Annotated in this window: 21 protein-coding genes and 2 pseudogenes; 13 read left to right on the top strand and 10 right to left on the bottom strand. The window is 69.9% G+C overall.

Translation table 11 applies throughout. The features are described 5' to 3' along the window. Window positions 1-17: 17 nt before the first annotated feature. From AB0H84_RS49045 to AB0H84_RS49035, 3 genes and pseudogenes are all read left to right on the top strand, one after another. Window positions 18-3,116, top strand: a pseudogene (locus tag AB0H84_RS49045) (Tn3 family transposase). A gap of 8 nt (window positions 3,117-3,124) precedes the next feature. Next, the gene (locus AB0H84_RS49040; protein WP_357620541.1) at window positions 3,125-3,571 is read left to right on the top strand and encodes a hypothetical protein; all 447 of its coding nucleotides are present in this window, start codon (window positions 3,125-3,127) and stop codon (window positions 3,569-3,571) included. 305 nt (window positions 3,572-3,876) lie between these two features. Beyond that, complete coding sequence (locus AB0H84_RS49035) at window positions 3,877-4,746, top strand: MBL fold metallo-hydrolase (RefSeq protein ID WP_357620539.1); 870 nt, start codon at window positions 3,877-3,879, stop codon at window positions 4,744-4,746. 109 nt (window positions 4,747-4,855) lie between these two features. Here AB0H84_RS49035 and AB0H84_RS49030 read toward each other — a convergent pair whose 3' ends face one another. Together AB0H84_RS49030 and AB0H84_RS49025 are read right to left on the bottom strand one after the other, a co-directional pair. Further along, on the bottom strand, window positions 4,856-5,770 hold the full coding sequence (locus AB0H84_RS49030; RefSeq protein ID WP_357620537.1) for a helix-turn-helix domain-containing protein: 915 nt from the start codon (window positions 5,768-5,770) through the stop codon (window positions 4,856-4,858). 9 nt (window positions 5,771-5,779) lie between these two features. Next, window positions 5,780-6,613 carry an alpha/beta hydrolase gene (locus AB0H84_RS49025; RefSeq protein ID WP_357620535.1) on the bottom strand — a complete coding sequence of 278 codons (834 nt, stop codon included), beginning with the start codon at window positions 6,611-6,613 and terminating at the stop codon, window positions 5,780-5,782. Window positions 6,614-6,898: 285 nt separating this feature from the next. Between AB0H84_RS49025 and AB0H84_RS49020 the strand changes: the two genes are divergently transcribed. Together AB0H84_RS49020 and AB0H84_RS49015 are read left to right on the top strand one after the other, a co-directional pair. Next, window positions 6,899-7,495: a recombinase family protein gene (locus tag AB0H84_RS49020; RefSeq protein ID WP_357620533.1), complete on the top strand. Its 597-nt coding sequence runs from the start codon at window positions 6,899-6,901 to the stop codon at window positions 7,493-7,495. Between the two features lie 18 nt (window positions 7,496-7,513). Then, on the top strand, window positions 7,514-7,783 hold the full coding sequence (locus AB0H84_RS49015) for a hypothetical protein (RefSeq protein WP_357620531.1): 270 nt from the start codon (window positions 7,514-7,516) through the stop codon (window positions 7,781-7,783). Between the two features lie 536 nt (window positions 7,784-8,319). Here the strand turns inward: AB0H84_RS49015 and AB0H84_RS49010 are convergent. Next, the gene (locus AB0H84_RS49010) at window positions 8,320-9,783 is read right to left on the bottom strand and encodes an MFS transporter (RefSeq protein WP_357620529.1); all 1,464 of its coding nucleotides are present in this window, start codon (window positions 9,781-9,783) and stop codon (window positions 8,320-8,322) included. A 134-nt stretch (window positions 9,784-9,917) separates the two neighbouring features. Here AB0H84_RS49010 and AB0H84_RS49005 point away from each other — a divergent pair, with 134 nt between their 5' ends. Both AB0H84_RS49005 and AB0H84_RS49000 read left to right on the top strand, forming a co-directional pair. Then, the gene (locus AB0H84_RS49005; protein WP_357620527.1) at window positions 9,918-10,271 is read left to right on the top strand and encodes a helix-turn-helix domain-containing protein; all 354 of its coding nucleotides are present in this window, start codon (window positions 9,918-9,920) and stop codon (window positions 10,269-10,271) included. Between the two features lie 225 nt (window positions 10,272-10,496). Continuing rightward, window positions 10,497-11,291, top strand: coding sequence for an endonuclease/exonuclease/phosphatase family protein (locus tag AB0H84_RS49000; RefSeq protein WP_357620525.1), 795 nt, complete (start codon window positions 10,497-10,499; stop codon window positions 11,289-11,291). Window positions 11,292-11,405: 114 nt separating this feature from the next. Here AB0H84_RS49000 and AB0H84_RS48995 read toward each other — a convergent pair whose 3' ends face one another. The 6 genes from AB0H84_RS48995 to AB0H84_RS48970 all read right to left on the bottom strand — a co-directional run bounded on the left by AB0H84_RS48995 (window position 11,406) and on the right by AB0H84_RS48970 (window position 16,085). Further along, entirely contained in the window at window positions 11,406-12,314 is a 909-nt protein-coding gene (locus AB0H84_RS48995; protein ID WP_357620523.1) for an NmrA family NAD(P)-binding protein, read from the bottom strand. A gap of 83 nt (window positions 12,315-12,397) precedes the next feature. Next, a complete protein-coding gene (locus AB0H84_RS48990) occupies window positions 12,398-13,378 on the bottom strand; it encodes a zinc-binding dehydrogenase (protein ID WP_357620521.1) in 981 nt (326 codons plus the stop codon). A 184-nt stretch (window positions 13,379-13,562) separates the two neighbouring features. Beyond that, window positions 13,563-14,048, bottom strand: coding sequence for a MarR family transcriptional regulator (locus AB0H84_RS48985; protein ID WP_357620519.1), 486 nt, complete (start codon window positions 14,046-14,048; stop codon window positions 13,563-13,565). 39 nt (window positions 14,049-14,087) lie between these two features. Further along, entirely contained in the window at window positions 14,088-14,459 is a 372-nt protein-coding gene (locus AB0H84_RS48980; protein ID WP_357620517.1) for a hypothetical protein, read from the bottom strand. Between the two features lie 80 nt (window positions 14,460-14,539). After that, window positions 14,540-15,073, bottom strand: a complete 534-nt coding sequence (locus AB0H84_RS48975) for a hypothetical protein (RefSeq protein ID WP_357620515.1) — start codon at window positions 15,071-15,073, stop codon at window positions 14,540-14,542. A 94-nt stretch (window positions 15,074-15,167) separates the two neighbouring features. After that, on the bottom strand, window positions 15,168-16,085 hold the full coding sequence (locus AB0H84_RS48970) for a DMT family transporter (protein ID WP_357620513.1): 918 nt from the start codon (window positions 16,083-16,085) through the stop codon (window positions 15,168-15,170). A gap of 73 nt (window positions 16,086-16,158) precedes the next feature. On the opposite strand from AB0H84_RS48970, the gene AB0H84_RS48965 reads away from it, so the two are divergent. From AB0H84_RS48965 to AB0H84_RS48940, 6 genes are all read left to right on the top strand, one after another. Next, entirely contained in the window at window positions 16,159-17,160 is a 1,002-nt protein-coding gene (locus AB0H84_RS48965) for a LysR family transcriptional regulator (protein ID WP_357620511.1), read from the top strand. Between the two features lie 453 nt (window positions 17,161-17,613). Beyond that, window positions 17,614-18,393 (top strand): ABC transporter ATP-binding protein, encoded by a 780-nt coding sequence (locus AB0H84_RS48960; RefSeq protein WP_357620622.1) that lies wholly within the window; start codon window positions 17,614-17,616, stop codon window positions 18,391-18,393. Beyond that, complete coding sequence (locus AB0H84_RS48955; RefSeq protein ID WP_357620509.1) at window positions 18,390-20,303, top strand: ABC transporter permease; 1,914 nt, start codon at window positions 18,390-18,392, stop codon at window positions 20,301-20,303. Before AB0H84_RS48960 ends, AB0H84_RS48955 begins: the two co-directional genes overlap by 4 nt. Then, the gene (locus AB0H84_RS48950) at window positions 20,300-20,920 is read left to right on the top strand and encodes an ABC transporter permease (protein WP_357620507.1); all 621 of its coding nucleotides are present in this window, start codon (window positions 20,300-20,302) and stop codon (window positions 20,918-20,920) included. Before AB0H84_RS48955 ends, AB0H84_RS48950 begins: the two co-directional genes overlap by 4 nt. A gap of 208 nt (window positions 20,921-21,128) precedes the next feature. Further along, window positions 21,129-22,220: a sensor domain-containing protein gene (locus AB0H84_RS48945; protein WP_357620620.1), complete on the top strand. Its 1,092-nt coding sequence runs from the start codon at window positions 21,129-21,131 to the stop codon at window positions 22,218-22,220. A 31-nt stretch (window positions 22,221-22,251) separates the two neighbouring features. After that, entirely contained in the window at window positions 22,252-22,887 is a 636-nt protein-coding gene (locus AB0H84_RS48940) for a response regulator transcription factor (protein ID WP_357620505.1), read from the top strand. A gap of 298 nt (window positions 22,888-23,185) precedes the next feature. Here AB0H84_RS48940 and AB0H84_RS48935 read toward each other — a convergent pair. Continuing rightward, window positions 23,186-23,812 (bottom strand): annotated as a pseudogene (locus tag AB0H84_RS48935) (Tn3 family transposase); the annotation flags it as partial. Window positions 23,813-24,143 lie beyond the last annotated feature (331 nt).

The raw sequence follows: 24,143 nt of genomic DNA, 5'->3' as shown, positions 1-24,143 counted from the left end.
CCATAGCGTCGCGCTCTGTGGCTGTTGACTATCTCTCGGACGAGCAGGTCCGGCGTTATGGGGCGTTCGTGGCCGACCCGACGCCCGAGGAGCTGGAGCAGTTCTTCTTCCTTGATGAGCAGGGGCTGGTGGAGGCTCGGAAGAAGCGGCGCAAGCACAATCGGCTGGGCTGGAGCGTTCAGTGGGGCACCGTACGGATGCTGGGGACGTTCCTGGAGGATCCGATCGAGGTCCCGTGGGCGGTGGTCGACTACGTCGCCGAGCAGCTGGGGATCGACGACCCGTCGTGTATCAAGCAGTACGCCGAGCGGAGTGAGACGCAGTACGAGCACACCGGCGAGATCCGGAAGTTGCTGAAGTTCCGGGAGTTCGGCGAGGCCGAAGAGGAGATCGTGCGGTTCGTCGCCTCACGGGTGGCCACGACGCGGGACTCGCGGCGGGAGTTGTTCGACCGGGCGGTGCTTCATCTGATCGAGAAGCGGGTGCAGCTGCCAGGGATCACGACGTTGGCGCGGCTGGTGCGGGATGTGCAGCTGTCGACGCTGGAGGAGATCAACGCGGCGGTGGTGGCGCCGACGCCGTTGCACACGCGGCGGGAGCTGGTCGGCACGCTGGAGGTGCCGGAAGGCAGGCGGGTCTCGACGCTGGAGTGGATGCGTACCCCGGTGGTGAAGCTGACCGGCAACGGGATGGTCGCCGCGCTGGATCGCACCTCCTGCGTGCTGGGGCTGGGGACGGGTGCGGTGAATCTGTCGGCGGTCGCGCCGGTGAAGCTGGCGGAGCTGGCCTCCTACGGGCTGCATGCCAAGGCCCCCAAGATCAAGGGCCTGAAAGGTGAGCGGCGGGTCGCGACGCTGGTGGCCACGGCCCGGCAGTTGGAGCGGTCGTCGGTGGATGACGCCCTGCTGCTGTTCGACCTGCTGATGTCGACGAAGCTCCTGTCGGGGGCGACCCGGGCGAGCAACAAGGAGAAGCTGAAGACCTTCCCGAAGCTGAAGACGGCGGCGTCCCGCATGGCGGCGGCGTGGGCGATCGTCCTGGCGGACCGGCCCAGGGGTCAGGGGCCGGCGTCGGTCGCGGAGATGATGGCCGCGGTCGAGACCGTGGTGTCCAGGGCGGATCTGGCCGCCGCGGTGGAGTCGGTGCGCGAGTTGCTGCCGCCGCCGGGCAGGGACGATGACGGCGATGCCGAATGGCGGGCGTCGCTGGTCGACCGGTACGCGACGGTGAAGCCGTTCATCGACATGCTGTCGGCGGTGATCCCCTGGGGCGCGACCGAGGCCGGCGCCGAGGTCCTTTCCGCGCTGCGCGGCCTGCCGAAGGTGATCGCGGCCCGTAAGCCGGGCACCGAGCACATCCGGGGGTTCGAGGGCCTGGTGACGGGTTCGTGGCGTCGGCTGGTATTCGCCAATCCGAAGCTGCAGGCCCCGGCGATCGACCGGCCTGCCTACGTGTTCTGCGTGCTGGAGCAGCTGCACGACGCGCTGCGCCGCCGGGACGTGTACGCGGTCTGCTCCGACAAGTGGGCCGATCCGCGTGTCCAGCTGATCGAACCCCGGTTGTGGGTGCGGGAGCGGGACACGGTGCTGACCGCGCTCGGCCTCCCGGCGGATCCCGCCGAGCACCTGGCCGACCTCGCCGACCTTCTGGACGGCGCGTTCCGGCAGGTCGGGGAGGGTCTGGCGGGCAACGACGCGGCCAGGATCTCGGGCGGGAAGCTGTCGCTGGCCCGGTTGGAAGCGGCCCCGCACCCCGAGGGTTTCGCCGCGATTCACGACGCGGTCGCGGGGATGCTGCCCCGGATCGACTACCCGGAGCTGATCTTGGAGGTCAACGCCCGGACGGGGTTCTTGGACGCGATGCCGCACATCTCCGGGTCGCAGGCGCGCCGCGACGACCTCGATCTGAGCCTGGCGGCGTTGCTGGTGGCCCGGTCGTGCAACATCGGGCTGACGCCGGTCGCCAAGCCCGGCACCGCTGCGTTGGGCGAGAGCCGCCTGGTCGGGGTGGAGAAGGGCTACTTCCATGGTGAGGGCATCGGGAAGGCCTCAGCGATCCTGGTGGACAAGCGGGCCGGCATCGAGATCACTGCGGATTGGGGCGGCGGCCTGGTCGCTTCCACCGACGGGTTGCGGTTCGTCGTTCCCGTACGTTCCCTGCACTCGCGGCCGTCTCCGCTGTACTTCGGGATCGGGAAGCGGCCGCGCGGCACGACCTGATTGAACACCGTGTCGGACAAGGTGATGGGGCTCGGCGGTCTGGTGGTGCCGGGGACGATGCGGGACTCGATGTTCATCCTGGACGCCATCCACCGCCTGGACGCCACCGAGCCGCCCGACATCGTCACGACCGACACCGGCTCTTACAGCGACGTCGTCTACGGCATGTTCGCGATCTGCGGCTACCAGTTCGCGCCCCGTCATGCCGACATCACCGACACCCAGCTGTGGTGGGTCGACGCTGCCATGCTCAAGGGCGAGATCACCCGCGACCACCGCGGGTCCAACGGATGGGGCGCGTTCAACGAGCTTCAGCTGCGGCGGGTGTCGGTCCCTGCGATCGTCCAGTACTGGGATGACATGGTCCGGGTCGCCGGATCGTTGTCGACGAACAAGGTCCGCGCCTATGACCTGATCAAGATGATGACTGCGGGCGGGCGGCTCACCGGTCTGGGCAACGCGTTCGCCGCCTACGGCCGGATCTTCAAGACGCTGCACCTGCTCCAGATCATCCACGTCGAGTCCTACCGGCGGATGATCGGCGCCCAGCTCAACACCGGAGAGTCCCGCCACCAGCTCGCCCGCCGCGTATTCTTCGGCAACCTCGGACAGCTCCGCCAAGCCTATGAACGCGGTATGGAGAACCAGCTTGGTGCCCTCGGCCTCGGCTTGAATGCGATCACTTGGTGGAACAGCCTCTACATCGACGCCGCCGTCGCCCGGCTGGAGGCCGGCGGCCTGGGCATCAGCCGCAAGATCAAGGGCCGCCTGTCACCTCTGCTGTTCGAGCACATCAACTTCCACGGCTCCTACCCCTTCCACCGCCCCCAACTGGAGGAAGGACGCCTGCGGGACCTGCGCGAGCCCAACGCCGTCGAGGACGAGCCGGAGGAATAGGGCATTTGGTGAGCGACGACGTCACTCCGGGCCCGGACGCGGCACGGGCTGGGCCCGGATTCACCCTGCCGTCCCGCTCCGACGGATGGCCCGACCTGCTCGGACGGCGGCCCCTGACCCCTGCCGAGCGTGCCGAACTGCGGCGTGCGCTGGAGGCCGAACCCGGGCCCGGCAGCATCGACACCGCCCCGGATCCTCTGTTCCTGGCCTACCTGACCATCGACGGCCCGGACCGCGAAGGCGACCCGCGAAAGGCGATGCGGCTGCGCGGCCGGATCCTTGCGGCCGCGCGCAGCGCCGCCGAACAGCGCCGCACCACCTTCCACGCCACCGAGACCACCGTGACGGTCGGGATCTACGGCACGGACGCCGCCGCCCGGATCATCGTGCTGCGCACCGCGTTGGCCGCGCTCATCACCAAGCACGGGCTGGCCGCCCGCGACCAACCATGGTGAGCATGCGGGTGTTTCTGGTCTTTCGGGCGGGTCGAATCGAGCCGCACAATGCCCGAACAGCCGTTCTCGAACAGTCAGTGCCGGACGGTCCCGCGCCTGAAGAACGGGGGCGAGCAGCAATGGAACGGTCAGCGGCGTTAGCGCGGCGGCTTCCAGGTCCGTGAGGACCTCCCGCGCGTGGGCGTGCCCTGTCGTACGGGGCAAGGAGCGGACCGCACAGGCCGTGGTCCGCGAGCGCAGCACGTTCAGGTGCTGGTGGCAGGGCGAATGATCAGTCGCGTCCATGGCATGGCAGGATCGCGGCCATGTCCCTAAGCGTTCCTCACCTGCGGATCGGCTCGACCGAGATCATCGCCCTCGCCGATGGCGAGGGCCCGTTCTTCTCCCCGCGCGCCGAGGCCTTCCCTGAGGCCACGGCCGGTCAGTGGGCCGAGGCCGACCGGTACGACCCGGGCGCGGTCGACGCCGAGGGTCGCTGGCGGCTCCAGTTCCGCGCATACGCGATCCGCAGCGATAAGAGCCTCACCCTCGTGGACGCCGGAATCGGCCCGGCGGACGGCCCCGCCGTCTCGTGGGCGCCCGTGCCCGGCGTGCTCCCCGAGTCGCTCGCCGCCGCGAACATAGATCCGGCCGAGGTCGACACCGTGGTGCTCACGCACCTGCACACCGACCACGTCGGATGGGCGGTCGTGACCGAGGCGGCTGTCCCGTCAATGGGCGGCGCGGTGGATGGCGCCCCTACGTCCGGCAGCGCGACCGGCGACCGCCGCCCCTACTTCCCGAACGCCGAATACCTGCTCCAGCGGGCCGAGTTCGACGCGCTCGACGCGCTCAATCCGCAGCTACGCGAGACCCTCACCGACCCGCTCTCGGCGGCCGGTCAGCTCCGGCTCCTCGACGGGGACACGCCGCTGCGCGCCGGGCGCGCGGTCGCCACGCCCGGCCACACGCCCGGTCACCAGAGCGTGCTGGTCGCCGACGGGCGCGAGCTGGCGCTCGTCACCGGCGACCTCCTGGTGCACGCGCTCCAACTGCTCCACCCCGAGCTCGCCTACTCGCACGAGCTCGACCCTGAGGCGGCCAGGCACTCAAGGAAGCGCATGCTCGGCCACGAGACCGGCACCACACTGCACCTGGCGACACCGCACCTGACGGAGCCGTTCATCTCGGCCTGATCGGCGGTCGTCCGAGCCGTCCGGCACGAGCGGGCCGCGAATATGCAGACGCTTCAACCTCGTAGCGACGTCGGCCCTCTGCGGTGCGACCAGCGGCTGACCTTGTTCCTCAACACCGTCGCCCGCGCGCGCTCGTGTCTCGGCGGGGTCTGGGCGGGCGTTCGCAGGAGGGCGTGCTTGCGCCGGCGGGCGATGAAGTCGGCCACGCGACATCGTCGACCGCGAGCCACGGCGCGGCGGCCAGGGCCGTGGGCGTGAGCCCGGCGAACGTCGCGACCTCCCGGTGCAGGTGGGACTGGTCGACGTAGCCGCTCTCGCCGGCAACGCGGGCGGCGGCGTGACCCGCCGCGAGCAGGTGGGCGGCGTGGTCGAAGCGCACCAGCCGGGCGGCGCGTTTGGGGGTGATGCCGAGCTGGGACCGGAAACGGGACCACAGGCGCTTGCGGCTCCAGCCGACCTCGTCCGCCAGGCCGTCGACCCGCACCCGCCCCCGGCTGGTGAGCGTCCGCCGCCAGGCGTGGGCGACCTGCGGATCGACCGGTGGGTGGGCGCCCAGCCGTCGGCTGAGGATGTCCACCGCGATGGTGAAGCGTTCGTCCCACGACGCGGCGGCGCGCAGCCTGTCCTCGGCTCGCTCGGCGTCGCGGCCCCAGACCTCCGCAAGGGCTGCTACCGTCCCGCTGAGCTCGGTCGATGCGCCGAACAACGCAGCTGCCGTGACCGGATCCAGGCGGATCTGGAGGCACTCGCCGACTCCCCAGCCAGTTGCCCGGAGATCGCCGGGGAGGAGCCCGACGACGACACTGCCGCGCTCGTGCCGGCCATGGGTTTCGTAGACGACGCCTTCTCCCTCGCTCAGATCGACGAGCAGGGTGACGGACGGGTACGCGACCATGGAGATGTCCACCAAGGCCGGGGCACGATGGCGGAACCCGGCCATGCTGACCCCCGGCAGCCGAACCGACGGGCGCGGGACCGCGACGTCCACCCACGCCCGGCCGGGTGGCGTACCGGTCGGCAACACATAGCCAGTCTAGGCATCGGGGATCATGGGTTGTCGGCGGCCCGTTGCCGTGAAGCTCAGCAACAGTTTGCCGACCATCTCTGGCGCTTCCAGCATGGGTAGGTGCCCGACGCCGGGCAGCACCTCGACCCGTGCGTCCGGCACCGCGTCGTACCGGTGCGCCGACGACGGCTCCCAACGGGGGTCGGCAGCGCCGAAGATCACCTGCACGGGGACCTGGAGGGCGGCGAGCCGCTCCGGCATGCTCCGTTCGGCGATGTAGGCGGTGTTCCGGCGCAGCACCGTCCTCATCACGCGGTAGGTGATCCCCCGCACGTCGGCGACCACGTCGTCCGGGAGGTCCACCGGGCGAACGGCCGTCGCGCTGATCCCCTTGCGGATCATCGCATCCGAACGCCTCGACCACAGGAGCGGGCCCAACGGCGGGGCCAGCAGCACCCGAAGGATGAACGGCTGCCGGAGGAGCGCATCCGGGCTCGGGCCGCTACTGATCAACGCAAGCGAACCCACGAGGTCGGGACGTTGCTCGGCAAGCGCGGTGGCGACGTAGCCGCCGCTGGAGTGCCCGACCACGGCGACGTGACGAAGGCCTAGGTCGTCCAGCAGCGCCGCCACCTGGCCCGCCTGCGCAGGCACGTCATACGACGGCGCGGGCGGGGACTGGCCGCAACCCGGAAGGTCCACCCGGATAACATGATGGTGGCCGGCCAGCGCCGGGACCACCGGGCCCCAGAAGCCGCCCGAGGCCCCCGATCCGTGGATGAGCAACAACGGCGGCGCCTGCCGCGGGCCGTCATGGACCACGTGCATCCCATGCGAGTGCTCAATGTCGTACTCATTCATGCGGAAACTATGCATGGGCGGTTGACTATCAGTCTTGGACAAATGTTCCTGCGGAGTCGTAGGCCGACCGCCCGCCACCATCGTCTGGGCCCACCACTCGGGTCGGAGCGATCGGACGCATGGTAGCTCTGTGTAGTGGTCCTGACTGTTTGTGTTCTCAGAAATGGTCAGTTCGGAGAAGATGATCAGACGCCGGGACCATGTCCGGTTTATCCTCGATCTTCGTTCTCAGAACCTCTCGCAAAACTGTCTTCTCAGAACATCGCCTGCGGTAGGTTCTGCGACATGACCGAGCTCGCCGATCCTGCCGCCGCCGTCGAAGCCTTCGACTGCCCGATGTGTGCGGCACCGGCGGGCAGCGCCTGCCGGACCCGGGGTGGAAAGGTCGCGCCCAAGTACCACACGCCGCGCTTCATGCTGGTGCCGCAGCTGCGTACCGAGCTGGAGGTGCGCACCCTGGCCGAGCGCAGGCCGGGCCGCGTCTGGCAGGCGGGCCCGGCGGTGGACGCGTCGGCACCGGCGCCCGCGGCCAGGCCGACCCGGGTCGGCTATGCCCGGTGCAGCACCGCGCAGCAGGAGCTGGACAGCCAGCTCGACGCCCTGAAGCAGGCGGGCTGCGAACCGATCTTCGCCGAGAAGATCAGCACGCGCATCAAGGTACGGCCGGAGGTCATCAAGGCGATGAACTACGCCCGCACCATCAAGCAGGCCGTCCCGCACCAGCGGGTGATCCTCACCGTGCACGAGATGAAGCGCCTGGGCTGCGGCGCCGCCGAACTGCTGGCCATCGCCGAGGACCTGCGCCACCACGACATCGAACTGGAGTTGCTGACTGGGCCGCTGCAGGGCATCTACAACCCCTGCGGGCACGGCGCGGCATAGTTCGCCTTCTCCGCCGGGATGGCCGAATCCGAACAGGAGTACGTGCGCGAGAAGTTCCTCGAAGGCCAGGCCTCAGCCCGCGAGCGCGGCCGTCACGGCGGGCGGCCGAAGGTGTTCGACGACGACATGATCGCCTACGCGCGGTCGCTGCGCGAGCGCGGCGTTGCCGTGCCCGACATCGCTCGCAAGCTGGTCATCCCCACCGGCAAGAACAAGGGCCGGCACCCCTCGGTGGCCAGCGTCTACCGGGCCCTGGCCGAGGCGGAGCCAGCTGGGACGGCAGCCTGACTCCACTCCGGTCGGGCTCCGTATCAAGCCTGTAAGATCGCGAGATAGTCCGCGCAGTTCGCGGCGTGGAACTACTCGATCATCACCCCGTTCTCGGTCCACAGGGCGCCCACCGTGTCGTCGGTCCCTGGGCCAGTGGACCGGCAGGTCGGGCACGGGCGAGTCACGGCCTCGGACCGGTTGATGGTTCATGCCTTCGCCTCGCACACCGGGAATGCGAACACGGGCACTTCGTCACGGGAGTTCAAGATCAGTACCAGGGGTCCGTCCTTAGCGTAGCTACCCGTCAGTAGAGTCCCGGGCCCCCGGACCAAGGCCAGGCCGTGCTCCCTCCGCCCTCAGGGCAGGGCGTCGGTACCCGCGCGGGCCCCAGGTCGACGCAGGTCACGCCCTCGACTCCCACGACGTCCCAGGCTCAACGTTCTCCTGGAGCACGCCGAGACCGAGCGACCGCCCATGCGGTGGGTCAAGAGGCGGCCGGAGCACCTGCCGGCTGTGCCGGGTGCTCCGGCCATCGTTCGCCGCGCTCGTTGCGGTCAACCGGTGATCACGGGGGATCCGTCGCTCGGCGCGGCGTCGCGGCTGGGGCGTGACAGGGTGAGCGTGATGAACAGGCCGGTGATCATCCCGGCCGCGGTGAGAAGGACGACGAGGAACTCGCCGTCGGCGGTGGCGGCGCGCAGGGCCTGGCCGGTCTTGCCGTCGGTGCCGAGGTCGGCGATGACGGTGAAGACGGCCAGGCCGATGGCGTTGCCGATGTTGAGGGCGGTGGAGGCGATGCCGTTGGCGACGCCCTGCTCGTGGGCGGGGGTGCCGGTGGCGGCGGCGATCCACATGGCGGTCCAGACGATGCCCTGGCCGAGGCCGGAGATGATGAGGCCGGGTATCAGCAGCCCGTAGCCGGCCTCGGCGTCGAAGCCGAGGGCGAGGACGGCGGTGCCGGGCACGCCGATGGCGAAGCCGATCAGCAGGGTGGCGCGCGTGCCGAGCCGGGTGGCCAGCCGCTCGCCGGCCTGGGTGCCGGCCGCGATGGCCAGGGAGGGGATGAGGAAGGCCAGGCCGGTCTGCAGGGCGCTGTAGCCGTGGATGCTCTGCATCAGCACGGTGAGGAAGTACGGCAGGACGCCGAAGGTGGCCATGTAGATGAAGGTGACCAGCATGCCGACGGTGAGGCTGCGGTTGCGGAACAGCCGGAACGGCATGAGCGGGTCGGCGCTGCGGGCCTCGACCAGCGCGAAGACCACCAGCAGCGCGGCGGCCAGCACGAAGGCGCCGACGACCAGGGGGCTGCCCCAGCCCAGCTCGGGCCCTTCGACCAGGGCGAAGACGAGCAGGGTCGAGCCGCCGGTGACGGTCAGCGCGCCGGGGACGTCGAACCTGCGCCGCTCTGCCCTGGCCGGGTCGCGCGGGATGACGGCCAGGGCGGCCAGCGCGACCAGCCCGGCCAGGGGAACGTTGACGAAGAAGACGGCGGGCCAGCCGAAGTTCTGGGTGAGCAGGCCGCCGAGCAGCGCGCCGATGGTCAGCCCGCTGGCGCCGGCGCCGCCCCAGACCGCCAGCGCGCGGTTGCGTTGCGGGCCTTCGGCGAACAGGCTGTTCAGCAGCGCCAGTGTGGAGGGCAGCAGCAGCGCTCCGCCGATGCCCTGGATCGCGCGGGCGGCGATGATGACAGCCGGGCTCGTGGCCAGCCCGCCGGCCAGCGAGGACACGGCGTACAGGGTCAGGGCGAGCACGAAGATGCGGCGGCGGCCGAGCAGGTCGGCCGCCCGGCCGCCGAACAGCAGGAAGCCGCCGGCGAAGACGACGTAGGCGCTGACCACGAGCTGCTGGGTCTGGCCGGGGAAGCCCAGGTCGGCGCCGATCTGCGGGAGCGCGACGAACACGATGTTGAGGTCGAGCGCGTAGATGAGCTGGGCCAGGGCGAGCAACGCCAGGGTCAGGCCGAGTCGCGGCTTGGCGTCGCCCGGGGATGGTGCGGGCGGCGCGGTGGGTGTGGACATGGATCGCCCTTCGGAGGGAACCGGTGGCGGGCATGCGGCGGCCCGCCCCACGAAACGAATGTACGTAGATATACGTACATTCGAACTATGCCACAGCGCGGCGCATTGTTCGATGATCCCGGTACAATTGGACCATGGCCTTCCGTCATCCCGACCGCGACCAGATCCGCATCGAAGACGTGCTGTCGGCACTGGGAAACGCCGTGCGCCTGGCCGCCGTCCGCATCCTCGACGCCGGCGGCGAGCACAACTGCACCAGCGTCCTGAACACGCTGGGCATCACCGCGAAGTCCACCATGACCCATCACTGGCGGGTGCTGCGCGACAGCGGCGTCATCTGGCAGCGGCCCTCGGGCCGGGAGAACCTGCTCGTTCTGCGGCGCGAGGACCTGGACGCCCGCTATCCCGGGCTGCTCGACGCCATCCTGTCCGGCGCCCGCACCGACGCCGCCCTCGATCGCGGCGATCGCACCGGATCGGCCGCCTGACCGGCCTGCCGCCCCCTCCTCTTCGCGCCCGGCCTGAACTATCAGAAGGGGCCGGCGGCAGCAGGCCGAACCTCATCCCTGGACGCCGAGGACTCGGCCGGGAGCTGCGCGACCGCATCTCGAGGGCGCTGGTGGACGCGCCCGGCGTCGAGTTCACCTGCTCCAGGGCGCCCACCCCGGCCGCCTTCGGCTGCCGGGGCCGGCCTTGATCTAGGGTTCGTAGCCGTGCGAATCATCTCTCTCAACGCCTGGGGAGGCGCGATGTTCGATCGACTCGCCCCCTGGCTCGACAACTGTGACGCCGACATCCTGTGCCTGCAAGAGGTGACGCGCACCCCGGGCGCCGGCGGCTGGACGCGCTTCGACGACGCCGAGCGGTCGCTGCCGCAGCGAGCGGACCTGCTCGCCGACGTGCGCTCGCGCCTTCCCCGTCACCTCGGCCTGTTCACGGTGAGCGACTCGGGATCGGTCCTGGACCAGGAACGCTCGCGCCGCCAGGACTTCGGCCTCGCCACCTTCGTCGCCGAGACGTTCGCGATCGTCGGCATGCGATCGGCGTTCGTGCACGGCCGCTACGCCGAGCACCACGACGGATGGCCTGCCGACGGGCGGCCCCGCGCCGCTCTGGCCGTACGCGTCTTCGACCGTCGGGCGCGACGGTTCGTCACCGTCGTCAACCTCCACGGCCTGCGGGACGCCCGGGGGAAGACCGACACCCCGGCCCGCCGCGCCCAGGCCGAACGGCTCGCGGACCTCGTCACCGAGGTCCGCGAGGACGGCGATCTGACGGTGGTGTGCGGTGACTTCAACGTGCTGCCCGACAGCGAGACGTTCGGCATCCTCGCCAAGCTCGGCCTGACCGACCTGGTGCGCGACGCTGACACCAGGACCTCGCGCTACCCCAAGCCGGTACGTCATGCGAGCTACCTGCTCGTCTCCGACCTCGACGCCGTCCGGCGCTTCGAGATCGCGACCGCGCCCGAAGTGTCGGACCACCGGGCCCTGATGCTCGACGTGTAGCACGCGTCGCGCGCCGTCGCGTTGGGGCTTCCGCGGCGGGCCTGGCATGGTGTCGACCGATGGCAAGCCGGTACGCGGTCCGCCGGTGGTGATCGCGTACCGGCCTGCGTCGCGTCAGAGCGCGGGTGCGGTGAGGCGTACGAAGTCGGCCAGCGGCAGAGGCGTGACCTGCGGGTACCTCGCGTTGTCCAGGCTTTCGAACTTGGCCTTGCCGCTCACCATGCACCACTGGTACTGCAGCGCCACGTAGTCGAACGGGTTCCGCGTCTGTGCCGCCTGACGGGTGATCTCCGTGCGCAGGTCGTCGGCGGTGCCGAGGTGCCGCAGCCGCAGGGTACGGCCGGCGCCGCGCTGGACGGCTTCGTGGAACTGGCGCATCGACATGACCTCACCGGCGAAGCGAAGCGTGCCGGTGGCGGCCGGGTCGAGGGCGATGGCGGCGGTATAGGCGGCGGTGTCGGCCACCGAGGTCAGGTCGAGCGGCTGGTCGGGGTCTCCCCAGTGGGACAGGGTGCCCTGCTCCCAGTCGATGAGCCCCATGAAGCCGGTCATCACCTCGTAGAAGGCGCCGTTGAGCACGGAGACCACGTCGAGACTGGTGCCGGCGTACGCGGCGGCGGCCTGCCGCCGCCAGTCGATCATGAAGTTGTCGCCGTCGTCCAGCTTGGTCACGTCGATGGCGAAGTCGGACGGGATGAACCGCTGGGCGCCGGCCTTCTCCGCGGCGCGCACGAGGTTGGCCTGCCCGTCCACGATCACTTCGCGGCCGCCCTGGACGGCCGAGATCACGATGGCAGCGTCGCCGATGGCCCCGGCCAGTCGCTCGACCGGATCGGTGATGTCGCCCTCGACCACCTCCAAGCTGCCGGCCCGCAGGGCGATCAGGGCCCTCTTCTTCTCCTCGCTGGTACCGGGCCGCACCAGGGCCCGGACGGGGGCACCCTGGTCGAGAAGGGCCCGGACGATCTGGCCGCCGAGCAGTCCGGTGGCGCCGGCCACAAAGATCCTGGGGAAAGCGGACATGACAGGTAACTCCTTGCTGGTAACTATCTTGAACGTTCGCCCCGATACCCATGACGGGCCGGAGGGGCGCTTCAGGGATTCGGTCAGGGGATGAGCAGGGTCTTGCCGACGGTGCCGCGCGTCTCGATGGCGGCATGCGCGTCGGCTGCCCGCTCCAGAGGGAAGCGTTGGCCGATCACCGGCGTGAGCTGTCCCGCCGTGGCCATTTCCAGGACCTCGGTCACCAGGTCACGGGCGAGGACGGGATTGCTCCAGATGAGACCCGCGCTGAACCCCGTCAGAGTCAGGCCCCGGCCGATGAGTTCCATGGGCCGGACCTCCAGCGGCGTACCGCTGGAGAGGCCGAACACGATCTGGCGTCCGGCGCCCGGTGTGAGCAGTTCGAACGATTCTCGCCCGAGCGCTCCGCCGACATGGTCGAAGACCACGTCCATCGAACCGCCTGCGGCGTCACGAGCCCGGCCCGTCCAGCCGGGGAGCGTGTAGTCCACCACGTGGTCGGCATGCAGCTTGCCGAGCAGGGCGAGCTTGTGCTCCCCGCGCGCCGCCGCGACGACCGTCGCCCCGGCCCGCTTGAGCAACTGCACCAGGACCGTGCCGACGGCACCCGCGGCCGCCAGCACCAGGGCCCGGTCACCGGCACGCAGGCGGGCCGCCCTGATCAAGCCCTGCGCCGTGGCGCCGTACCGGTAGAGGGCGACGGCCTCGGGCAGTCCGATGCCGTCGCCGACCGGGATGAGAGTGCCGGTGGGGACGACGGCGGTCTCGGCGTACCCGCCCAAGCCCGTGGTGCTGGCCAGGACCCGCGCTCCAAGCAGGGCGGGATCGCCGTTGGGGCCTACGTCGGCGACCACTCCAGCGATCTCCTTGCCGAGGATCACCGGCAGGGACGCGCCGCCGAGCGCGCCGCGCATCGTTCCCGCGCGGACCTGCGTCTCCAGGAACTGGACCCCGACCGCGGCCACCCGCACCGCGACCTCGCCTGCAGCCGGCCTCGGCGTGGGTACGTCGGCGACGCGCAGGTGGGCCGGTGGCCCGAATTCGTGCAGCACAACGGCACGCATGTGACATCACTTCCTTGGTGGAGAGGCAGGAGGGTGTGCGCGACGACGGGGGCGTGCGGCAGCACGATGCCACGAGCCGAGAGGGTGTGGAGCAGCGGCGGTACCGGGCTTGTCTGTGTCCGGACTTCCACATGTGCGCAGGTCTACGTCCCGGCGCAGGTGGGACGACGGAACCGTGATGGGCTCATGGCCCCTTTTTGATCGCTTCGCTGAGTGCGCCGAGGCTGGCGGCCAGTTGCTCGATGTCAGCCGTCTCCCACTCCGTCAGCAGGGCGGCGACGGCTGCCGTGCGTGCCTTCCAGAGTTTGCTGATGGCGAGCTTGCCCGCCCGCGTGACGCTCACCAGTTGTGCCCGAGCATCGGCCGGATCGGGCCGACGCTCGATGAAGCCGCGTGACTCCAGGCGTTTGGCCGGAGGCGACAGCGTGGACTTGTCCACCTCCATCAGCTCAGCGAGGACCGACAGCCGCACCGGCGCGTGCAGCGACACCTGGGCCAGCAGGGTGTAGTCGCCCAAGGACAGCTCCAGCCCGGAGGACGCCATGATTTTGCGCCGCGTGGCCGGAGAGAACATCCAGTTGCCCACTGTGGCCAGCGCCGCCGCCACCCCGTCGACGGCCTCACGCTGCGAGCGGGTGAGACCGTCTTTGCCGGCCGACACGTGTTCCATCCGCACACCGTCCCCAAAAGGTTGGTTTGATAAAACCAACTATTGCGCATGAGGGAACTCGATGCAAGTGCATGGGCCCTCGACCTCCAGACGTCTGTGCGACCCCAGCGAGTGCGCGTCGGCAGGATTCAGCCGGCGCCTTTTCCGGCGCCGGTGCTGCTCCGGCAGGTCGAGCGCCCGGTACACCTCGCCGAGGTGCTGCAGCGAGCCGGCGAGCCGCTGGTCCGCCTCCATGAAAGCCGGGTGCTCGGCCGCGAGCTCGTGGTAGACGCCCACGGCGGCCGTGAGCACGGCCTCGGCGGCGGGCAGGTCGCCAGCGGCGAAGCGGGCCTGACCGCAGGTGTCGTACGTGGCGCCGAGGGTGAATCTGGCCTCGTCGCGCTGTGGGTGGGTGAGGGCGCGGGCACGCACGGCACGACCTCTCCGAGGAGCGCCATCACTCCGGTACTCAGTATCCGCCTCCATGCTGTCGGCGATGTCCAGAGGGAAGTTCAACAGGTCACTGAACCGACGGCCAGGTCGTGTGCGGTGACGGGGACCATGGAGATCGCGGCCTGGAGCAGGATCTCGCGCTGTTGCGCCGTCAGGTCGGCCATGACCGGGCCGAGCGGCGCGGCCCCGGGGGGCACGGCCGCGAGCCGGGGCCCTATGCCCCCCTGGTTCGCGGACAGCCAGGCGTCGAGCAGGTGCAGGGATCGGGGATGCGCGGCGGCCGTGCGGGCCACCCGCTCCCTGGTGAACGGATCCAGGGTGAACAGGTAGGGCAGTCCGGCCGCCAGTTCCATTCCCGCGTCGAGGTCCGGCTGGCCGAGACATAAGGTCCCGAGCCGCTCGGCCACGGCCGGCGGCAGCGGCATCCGGCTGGTCGCCAGCACACGGCCACGGTCGGCGGCCTGGCAAAGCCGCTCGAACACCTCACCGAAGCCCGGGTCCAGGAAGCCTGTGCCGTCGAGATTCTGGCCGAGGTCGTCGAAGAGCAGGACGAGGGGAGAGCTCTTCAGCAGCCGGCACGTCATGTCGAACATCTCCTCGTCCGACGGGGCCAGGCCGATGGCCCCAGACGATGTGATCCGCTACCGCCGTTGCGCAACGAAGCGGCAGGCGTCGTCCGTCCGCCGATTACCTCTCGGCCTTGTCGAGGAGGGGAGAGGATGGCTCCGGAACAGCGGCCTGACGTGCCGAATGCCGGCGGATCAGGATGACGCCGGCCGTACTGATCAGTCCGCCGACGAGTTCGATCGGGCCGGGTATCTCTCCCAGCCACACGAACGCTACCCCGATGGCGATCGGCGGGACCAGATACAGGGCTGCCGTGGACTGCGCGATGGTGTACCGGGCGACCGCGTACCCCCAGGTGACGAAGCCGAGCGCGGAGGGAAGCAGGCCGAGGTAGAGGATGGACACGGCGGCATCGGGCGGGGCATGGAGCAGGTCGCGCACGGCACTGGGCGCCAGCGGGGCCAGGAACAGCGTGCCCGCCCACATCGCGTAGCAGGCGACCTCCAGGCCGGTATACCGCTTCAGCAGCGGTTTGGTGGCGAAGTGGTAGACGCCTTGGACGACAGCCGCCGCGAGGATCACCAGCGCGCTGGCGGTGACCTGCGCGGAGCCGGCGGCGTAGGCGATGAGCGCCACGCCGGCCAGGGCCGTGACAGTGCCGGCCACGATCGCCGCCGAGAGGCGTTCCCCGAGGAAGATCGAGGCCAGCAGCACGCTGAACACCGGCGCGGTGGCGATGAGCAGGCTGGCGGTTCCGGCCGGGACGTACACTTCGCCCCAGTTGAGCAGCAACTGGTAGGCGCTCATCCCGGTGAAGGCGCACAGCGCGATCAGCGGAAGGTCGCGCCGGTCCGGCAGCCGGACCCCCAGGAGCGGGCTGACCAGGGCCAGCGCGATGGAGGCGACGGCCAGCCGCCAGAACGACAGCCCGCCGACGCCCAGGCCATCGACGCCGACCCGGATGGCGGGGAAGGCCGACGCCCAGAGCACAACCGTCGAGACCAGGGACGTCAGGCGCAGTGAGATCGGTGGCTTCACCCTCGGCAGCATTCAGCCTAGTATCAGAAAGGTCCAGTTAAACTTTTCTCTCAAATCGAGAAGGATTGCTTACGTGTTGGATCTCCGTCGCCTGCGTCTCCTGCGTGACCTGCAGATCTATGGCACCGTGACAGCGACCGCCGAGGCCCGGCACCTCAGCGGGCCGGCGGTGTCACAACAACTGGCCGCGCTGGAACGCGAGGCCGGGCTACCGCTGCTGGAAAAACAGGGACGCCGGTTGCGGCTCACCCCGGCGGGCACCCTGCTGGCCGAGCACGCCGAGGTCATCCTCGGGCAGCTCGCCACCGTCGAGGCCGACCTGCGCGCGTTCCAGGAGGGCGGCCAGGGCCTGGTGCGGCTGGCGGTGTTCTCCTCGGCCGCCCGGGTGCTGATGCCCCGCCTGTGGCGCCGGATGCTGGCTGACGGCGCACCCGCACCGGAGTTGCGCATCACCGAGTGCGAGCCCGATCCGGCGGCCGAGGCGCTGCGCCGCCGGGAGGTCGACATCGCCATCGTCCACGCCTACAGCCTGTTGCCGCGCGAGCTACCGCCCGGATGCCGCCAGCACCACCTCATGGACGAGCCTGTGCTGCTGGCCATGCCCACCGCCCTGGCCTCCAGCCGCGGGCTGAGCCCCGGGCAGCCGGTCCACCTGACGGACTTCGCACACGAGCACTGGCTGATGCCCGGCGCCGAGACCTCCTGCCACGAGATGACCCGCCGGGCCTGTGGCGCGGCCGGTTTCGTGCCCCGCACGATCGTGACCGCCAACGACTTCTCCGTGCTGAGCGCGCTGGTGGCCGCCGAGGCCGGGATGGCGCTCATCCCCCGCATGGCACTGCCCCGCGACACCGAGGGGATCAGCCTGCACCCGCTGGCGGAACGCCTCGACCGCACGGTGGCGGCCTACACCCGGACCGGCGACGCCCGCCTGCCACGGGTCGGGCTCGTACTGGAGGCACTCCGCAGCGCCGCAGCGGACGTGACGGACGGGCTGGCTACCAGACCGCCTGTACCTCTGGCGTGGCCGCCAAGAGCTGGGCATCGGGAGATCCGGGGCGGATCAAGGGCGTGATCTGCCCGTCGTCGACTCTGCTCGGCGGATCGAAGTTCCCCGAGAGCACCAGATGGCGCCCGGTGCCGTCGTAACGGATCAGGTTCCGGGGCATGACGAGCATCCGGACGAAAAGTCCCGTTAGCAGAGGAGAGTTGAGTGGCTTACCGTGACTTTTCGTTCAGGCGTGTGGTGCCGGGAGATTTGCACAGGTCATAGCTGGCGGCCTGCGGGCACACCCAGTTATGGTCGGTGGTCGTCTGAGCTACCGGCGACTACGAGTCGGCGTGCCTCATCGGCGTGTTGAGCGTTCTACTCCCGGACGCGCCCCCAGCCGCCCAGTAGCGGTGAGTGCCACCGGGAGCGTCGGCTAGGGACGGCTCCGCGCTGACCTGGGTGGTAACGCCTGGGTTACCTCGAAGAGGGTTGCCGGCTTGATCGCGCCGCGTGGGGTACCTCACGTGTGATGGAGGCATGTCTTCTTCGTCTTCGCATTCAGGTGAGGTTCCAAGTGATGCCGGGCAGCCGCCTGTTGTCCACGCGGTCGATCTGACGCGCACGTTCGGCCGCCAGAGTTCGCTGGTGACGGCTCTGGACCGGGTTTCCGTGGGGTTCGAGGCGGGCCGGTTCACCTCGATCATGGGGCCGTCGGGGTCTGGGAAGTCGACGCTGCTGCACTGCCTGGCGGGTCTAGAACGGCCGACGTCGGGGTCGGTGCTGATCGGGGGGACCGATCTGGCGCGGCTGTCGGACGGGCAGTTGACGTCGCTGCGGCGGGATCGGCTGGGGTTCGTCTTCCAGGCGTTCAACCTCATTCCGACGTTGACCGCAGAGGAGAACATCACCCTGGGCGAGCGGATCGGCGGCCCTCGGGTGGATCGGCAGTGGATGGCGCATCTGGTGCGGGTACTGAGGCTGGGCGAGCGTCTGGGGCATCGCCCGAGCGAGCTGTCCGGCGGTCAGCAGCAGCGGGTGGCGATTGCCCGGTCGCTGGCGCACCGCCCGGCCGTGGTGTTCGCCGACGAGCCAACCGGGAACCTGGACTCCCACACGGGCGGTGAGGTCCTGAGGTTCCTGCGGCTCGCGGTCGATCAACTCGGGCAGACGGTGGTGATGGTGACGCACGATCCCGCGGCCGCCGCGCACACGCACCGGGTGGTGTTCCTGCGCGACGGACGGATCGTGGACGAGGTCCACGATCCGTCGGCCGAGGACGTGTTGCGTCGCCTGGCGCCGGGAAGGCCGGCCGCGTGATCACGTTGGCGTGGCGGAGCCTGGCAGGCCGCAAGCAGGCGATCCTGGCGGCGCTGATCTCGGTCGTGGTGGGGGCCTCCCTCGTCACGGCGACCCTCCTGATCGCCGACGCCCAGGACCGGCAGGGCGCGGCCAGTGTGACGAGCTGGCGCTTCGCGGCGGTGGACGCGGTGGTGATGCCACCGGCGAGCATAAGGCTGAAGAGCGGTCTCACGCTCGACCTGCCCGCGATGCCCCGGCTGACCGAGCAACAGATCGACGCCATTCGTGACGCTCCAGGCGTGACCTCGACCGCCGTGGAAACCCCGTTCCCGGCCTACCTCGTGGCGTCGGACGGCACCTTGGTCGGCAACGCCTTCACCCGCTCGTGGGGGCATCCATGGTCGACCGCGATCGCGGACGGCGCCTCACTGGTCGACGGGAGTGAGCCCACAGCCGCCGACGCTGTAGTGATCGACGAGTCCGTGGCAGTGGCCGGCGACGTCGGCGTGGGGGAGGAGGTCCGGATCCAGCTCGCGACCGGCACCCACGAGTTCACCGTCAGCGGCATCGCGCGGCGCGCGGGCGAGCAGTTCGAGCATGCGCTCTTCTTCGCCGGGGATACGGCCGCCAGGTTCGGCGGTGCGCCCGTGCTGGCGCTGGTGTCTACGACGGACATCGCGGCACTGCGGAACGCCGTCCCCGGCCTGCGGGTGGTGGCCGATGAGGCACGGGCCGGCAGTCTTCAACTCGACCTGCGTCAGGCAGAGCTCGCGGGTGGCTCCGGCCAGTTCCTGATGGTCATCGCGTTACTGGCGCTGACGATCGCCGTGTTCGTCATCTCCAGCACTTTGACCGTCTCGATCGGGCAGCGGCACCGGGAGCTGGCGATGTTGCGTGTCGTCGGTACCCGGCCGCGGCTGATCCGGCGGATGGTCGTCTGGGAGGCGGTCCTCATCGCCGCTCTCGGCGGTGTCATCGGCGCGGGTGCCGGCATCGCCCTGGCTGAGCTGGCACGGAGGTTCTTCATCGGGCAGGGGCTCATGGCCCGGGGCTCGGAGGTGACCGCAGAGCCGGTGGCGCTGCTGGCCGGATTGGGCGCGGCGGTTGTCTCGGCACTCGTGGCGGCGTGGCTTCCGGCTCGTCGCGCCACGCGCATCGCACCGCTCGACGCGCTGCGCGAGTCCAAGATCCCTGCCCGTCAGGCGGGACGCACACGGGCGGCGTTCGGCGGGGTGCTGCTGGCGGCGGCCGTGGCCTGCCTGGCCGGAGCGTTCGCCCTTGGCGGTCCGGTGCCGACGCCCGGTGGCGCGATCGCGATGCTGCTCGTGGTGACCGCGTTCCCCTTGCTCAACGGGGCGGCGGTCCTGCTCGGCCCGCACCTGTTGCGCGGCGTGCTGGTGCCGGTCGGTCCGCTCGTGCGCCGGTGTTTCGGCGGATTCCTCGCGGAGAGATCGATCCGCTCCGACCTTCGCCGGGCGGCGGGTGTGTCGGTTCCGCTGACGCTGCTGGTCGCGGTCAGCGCCGTGCTGTTGTTCCAAGACAGCGCCAACTATCAGGCACGCTCCCGGATGTACGCCGAGCAGGTCACCGCAGATGCGGTCGTGGCCGGAGGCGTCCAGCTCGGCGTACCGTTGAGCGCCGTCGACGCGGTCGAACAGGTGCCCGGAGTCGAGGCGGCGTCGGCGAGCATCTCCTCGCGCCTGGTCATCGACGACCCGCCGACCTCCCGTTCGAACGGGACCGTGACCGGTGTCGACCCCGCCGGTTTCCAGCGGGTGCTGTCCTACGAGGTCACCTCCGGAACCTGGGCGGAGTTCGGTGAGCACAGCATCGGTGTATCGCAGCTCGTGGCCGAGGAGAAGGGTGGCGGATCGGTGACACGGTCAGGTTCCTGTACCCGGACAGAGCACCAGGCACGGCGGTGGTGAGCACGACGTACCGGGACCCGATGGGGGTGAGCGACATGATCGTGCCACTGTCGATGCTCGCTCCACATCTCCTGGAGCCCTTCGCGACCGCCGTGTACGTCGCGTTCGAGCCCGGAGCCGACCAGGACGCGACACTGGCGGCGATCAACGACGAGCTGGCCGCGGTCGCGCCCGGCGCACACGCGACGGACCGGGACGGGCATCTGGCACAGGTGGCCACACAGGCCGGCGAGGACGAGTGGATCATCCTCATGGTGGTGGCGATCCTGGGCGGCTATGCGGGCGTCTCCGCCATCAACGTGCTGATCGGCTCCACCATGTCTCGTCGGCGCGAGTTCGCTCTACTGAGGCTCGCGGGAGCACGAGGTTCGCAGATCGCGGGTGCTCTCCTCGTCGAATGCCTGCTGGTCGCCACCACTGCGGTCATCGCCGGCTCGGCCATCGCCGCGGTGACCATGGTCGCGTACGGATACCTGCTCACCGATACGATCTGGCTGCCGTTCACCGGTGCGACCTTCCTCGTGATCGTCGCGTGCGCCTACCTGGCCGCCGCGATCGGCACGCTCGCCCCCGCCCGTACCGCCATGAAGGCGGACGCGTTGGAGGCGGTGCGTTGAGATGACGCTTCGGGAAGCCTCAGGTGAGCGCGCGAGAATGAGAGCCGTGGCAGGTTCAACCGGGACCGCCGGTGCGTCGGATCGGCCGCCGGTCGACAGTCCAGGTGTCGCGCTGCGCCTGCACCCGGCACGGTTGCTGGTGACGTCCTGGCCATGGAGGTCCCTGGCCTACATCGCCGCCACGCCCGTGGTCGCGTCCTTGTGGCTGGTGACGTGCTGGCCGCTGCTCGTTTTCGCGGGGCTGCCGCTTGGTCACGTGGAACGATGGCGTCTTCGGTGGATCGACCGCCGCGCCACGCCGAATCCGCACGTGCCCAGTACGGCACAGGGACTCACGAGCAGGGCACGCCTGCGGGCCGGCGAGCGATCGACCTGGACAGAGCTGCTGCACGGCGCCCTGCTGCTGCCGCTGTCACTGCTGAACGTCGCACTCGCATCGGTCGCCCTGCTCATGCCGGTCATGATGGTCGCCGCGAGCGCCGCCCTGTTCGTGCTCCTCGTACTGGGCGTTGATCCAGGCTCGGTGACCACGGTGACCGATCTGCAGACCTCGGCCGTCAATGACGACCCGGTGGCGCAGGTCGGATTCGCGTCGCTGGGCGTCATCCTGTTCGCCGCCGGCATGTACGTCGTGACCCTGGCCGCGGAAGGCCAGCGCTACCTGTGCAGAATGCTCGTCAGCGAACCGTCAGCACAACTGCGACCGCGGATTGACGACGTGACGCGTTCACGCGCTCGCATCACGTCGGCGTTCGATGAGGAGCGGCGACGTATCGAGCGCGACCTCCACGACGGGGCGCAGCAACGCCTCACCTCCCTGGTCATGACTTTGGGCACCATGAAGTACCAGCTACATCGCGGCATCGACATCAGCCCTCTGGTCGACCAGGCGAGCGCCGATGCCCAGCAGGCCGTCGACGAGCTGCGCGACATCGTTCACGGCATCTACCCGTCGGCGCTGCGCGAGCACGACCTCGCCGAAGCGCTCGACGACCTCGTGTCACGTGCCGAGCGGGCCGGCCTCGCCGCCGACATCGACCTCACCATCCCCCCGGATCTGCCTGCGGACATCGAGGTCGGGCTGTACTTCGCCGTCAGCGAGCTGGTCACCAACGTCACCAAGCACAGCGGAGCCACCACATTGACGATCCATGCGGTGCCGACGCGCCAGGAGAGCCTGCTCGTCACCGTCGAGGACGACGGACACGGCGGCGCCTCACTGGGAAGCGGAACCGGGCTTCTCGGCGTCATCGACCGCATCGAGACCCTGGGGGCCGCGTCGCATTCTCCAGCCCCGTAGGCGGGCCCACCCGAGTGAGCGTGGAGGTTCCATGCGCATCGTCATAGCCGAGGACTCCGTTCTGCTCCGCGAAGGACTCGTCCGTCTCCTCGACGCCGCCGGTCACGAAGTCGTCGCCGCCGTCGGTGACCCCGACGCGCTCGTGGACGCCGTGCGCGTCCACGAGCCGGACCTGTCCATCGTCGACGTCCGGATGCCCCCGACCCACACCGATGAGGGCATCCAAGCCGCCCGCCGCCTGCGCGAGGAGAACCCCGCCACCCGCATCCTCGTCCTCTCGCAGATCGTGTCCGGCCGCGCCGCCGCCGACCTCCTCACCACCGGCGAAGGCGGAATCGGCTACCTGCTCAAGGACCGCGTCGGCAACGTCGAAGACTTTCTCACCACCATCGACACCATCGCCTCCGGCGGTGAGATCATCGACCCCCACGTCGTCCGCAAGCTGCTCCGCCACCGCCCCCGCATCGACGAACTCACCCCACGCGAAACCGACGTGCTCGCCCTCATGGCCGAAGGCAAGACCAACACCGCCATCGCCGAAGCGCTTGTCGTCAGCGATGCCGCCGTCGCCAAACACATCAACCGCATCTTCGCCAAGCTCGCCCTGGGCACCGACGACTCCGTTCACAAACGCGTCCAAGCCGTCCTCACCTATCTCCGGCGCTGATGCGAGCCCTTCGCCCGGACGCATAGACCTCTGCTGGGCACCGCCTCCTGCGGCTACCAGCCCGAACGCCCGCGTCGGAAAGGAGGACGGTGCCCTCGGCCACGTCCGCGGCCGCCGGATCATGCGCATCACGTCGTAGGCGCGGATCTCGCCGGTGTAGATCGACACCACGACGCGCAGGATGTCGCTCCAATGTCGCTTGATCCGTTCCAGGTCGATCTTTCGCGCGCGAACCGGGACGGGCTGCCGTAGCCGGCGTCCTGGACGCGCCAGCCCTTCTGATCGGGGATGTGTCGGCCAGCGCGGGCCGGTTCTGCATGCCCAGCAGGTGGACCAGGCCGAACACGACGTCGCGGTAAGATCCGGTGTCGGTCACCAGAACCTCGAGGCGCGGTCCGCCATCTCGCCGGAACGCCACATCGATCATGTGGAGCGAGTCGCGCACGGTCCCGGTGACGACCTTCGCCCCGAGCCCCACCCCACGGTCGTTGATCATGTTGAGCCACGTGACACCGCGCGAACGGCCGAAGTACTTCTTGTTCGGGCGGGTGTAGATCGAGGGCAGCGGGACCACGAACCGCCTCCCGTCGATCGCCGCGACCAGCCCACCGCCGAGTGCCTGGGCGAAACCGATCTTGCCCTGCTCGTCGATGAGCGGACCGGTGGCCAGGGTGCAGGTCTCCGCCGACAGGTAGTTCTGCACCACGTGCGACAACCGTCCGCGCTCCAACGCCGGCGTGCCCGCCTTCACCACCGGCGCGTACCCGATGTTCAGCGCTTGGGCCGTCAGGCAGGCCGCGACCGAGACGTGGAAGTCGGTGAGCTTGCTCACCCCGCCGGCCACCGAGGTGAACGCGGCCTCGGACTCCGGAACGCGGCCCATCACCTCCAGCAGCAGCTCGGGCAGGTCCACCCGCGGTAGCATCGCGAGCACCCGCTTGCGCAGGTCGATCAGGGACGGCGGCTCCGGGAGGGCGGCCAGCTTGGCCACGTGCAGCCGTCCCTCCCCGTCCACGCTCACATCCACACCATCCTGCCCTGCCCGGCCCGCGACATCGTTGAGCGCCAGATGCAGCACCAGCGCGTGCTCGGCGAGCAACTGCCCGGGACCCTCAGGTAGCTGCAAGTCCACCAGCGCGGGCCCCTTGGCCGCCTCCCGCTTAGGGCCTGTTCGGGGTTCCGATCACGAGAGGGTTGTGGATTCGTCTGCGCGGTGTGGTCTGGCCTTGATAAGCCATGGGCATGGCGCGTGGTGA

Origin of the sequence: Nonomuraea sp. NPDC050786, assembly GCF_040654115.1 — a bacterium.
Taxonomy (GTDB): domain Bacteria; phylum Actinomycetota; class Actinomycetes; order Streptosporangiales; family Streptosporangiaceae; genus Nonomuraea.
The sequence above is the reverse complement of the archived record's forward strand: the minus strand, read 5'-3'. Positions and strand labels throughout refer to the sequence as shown.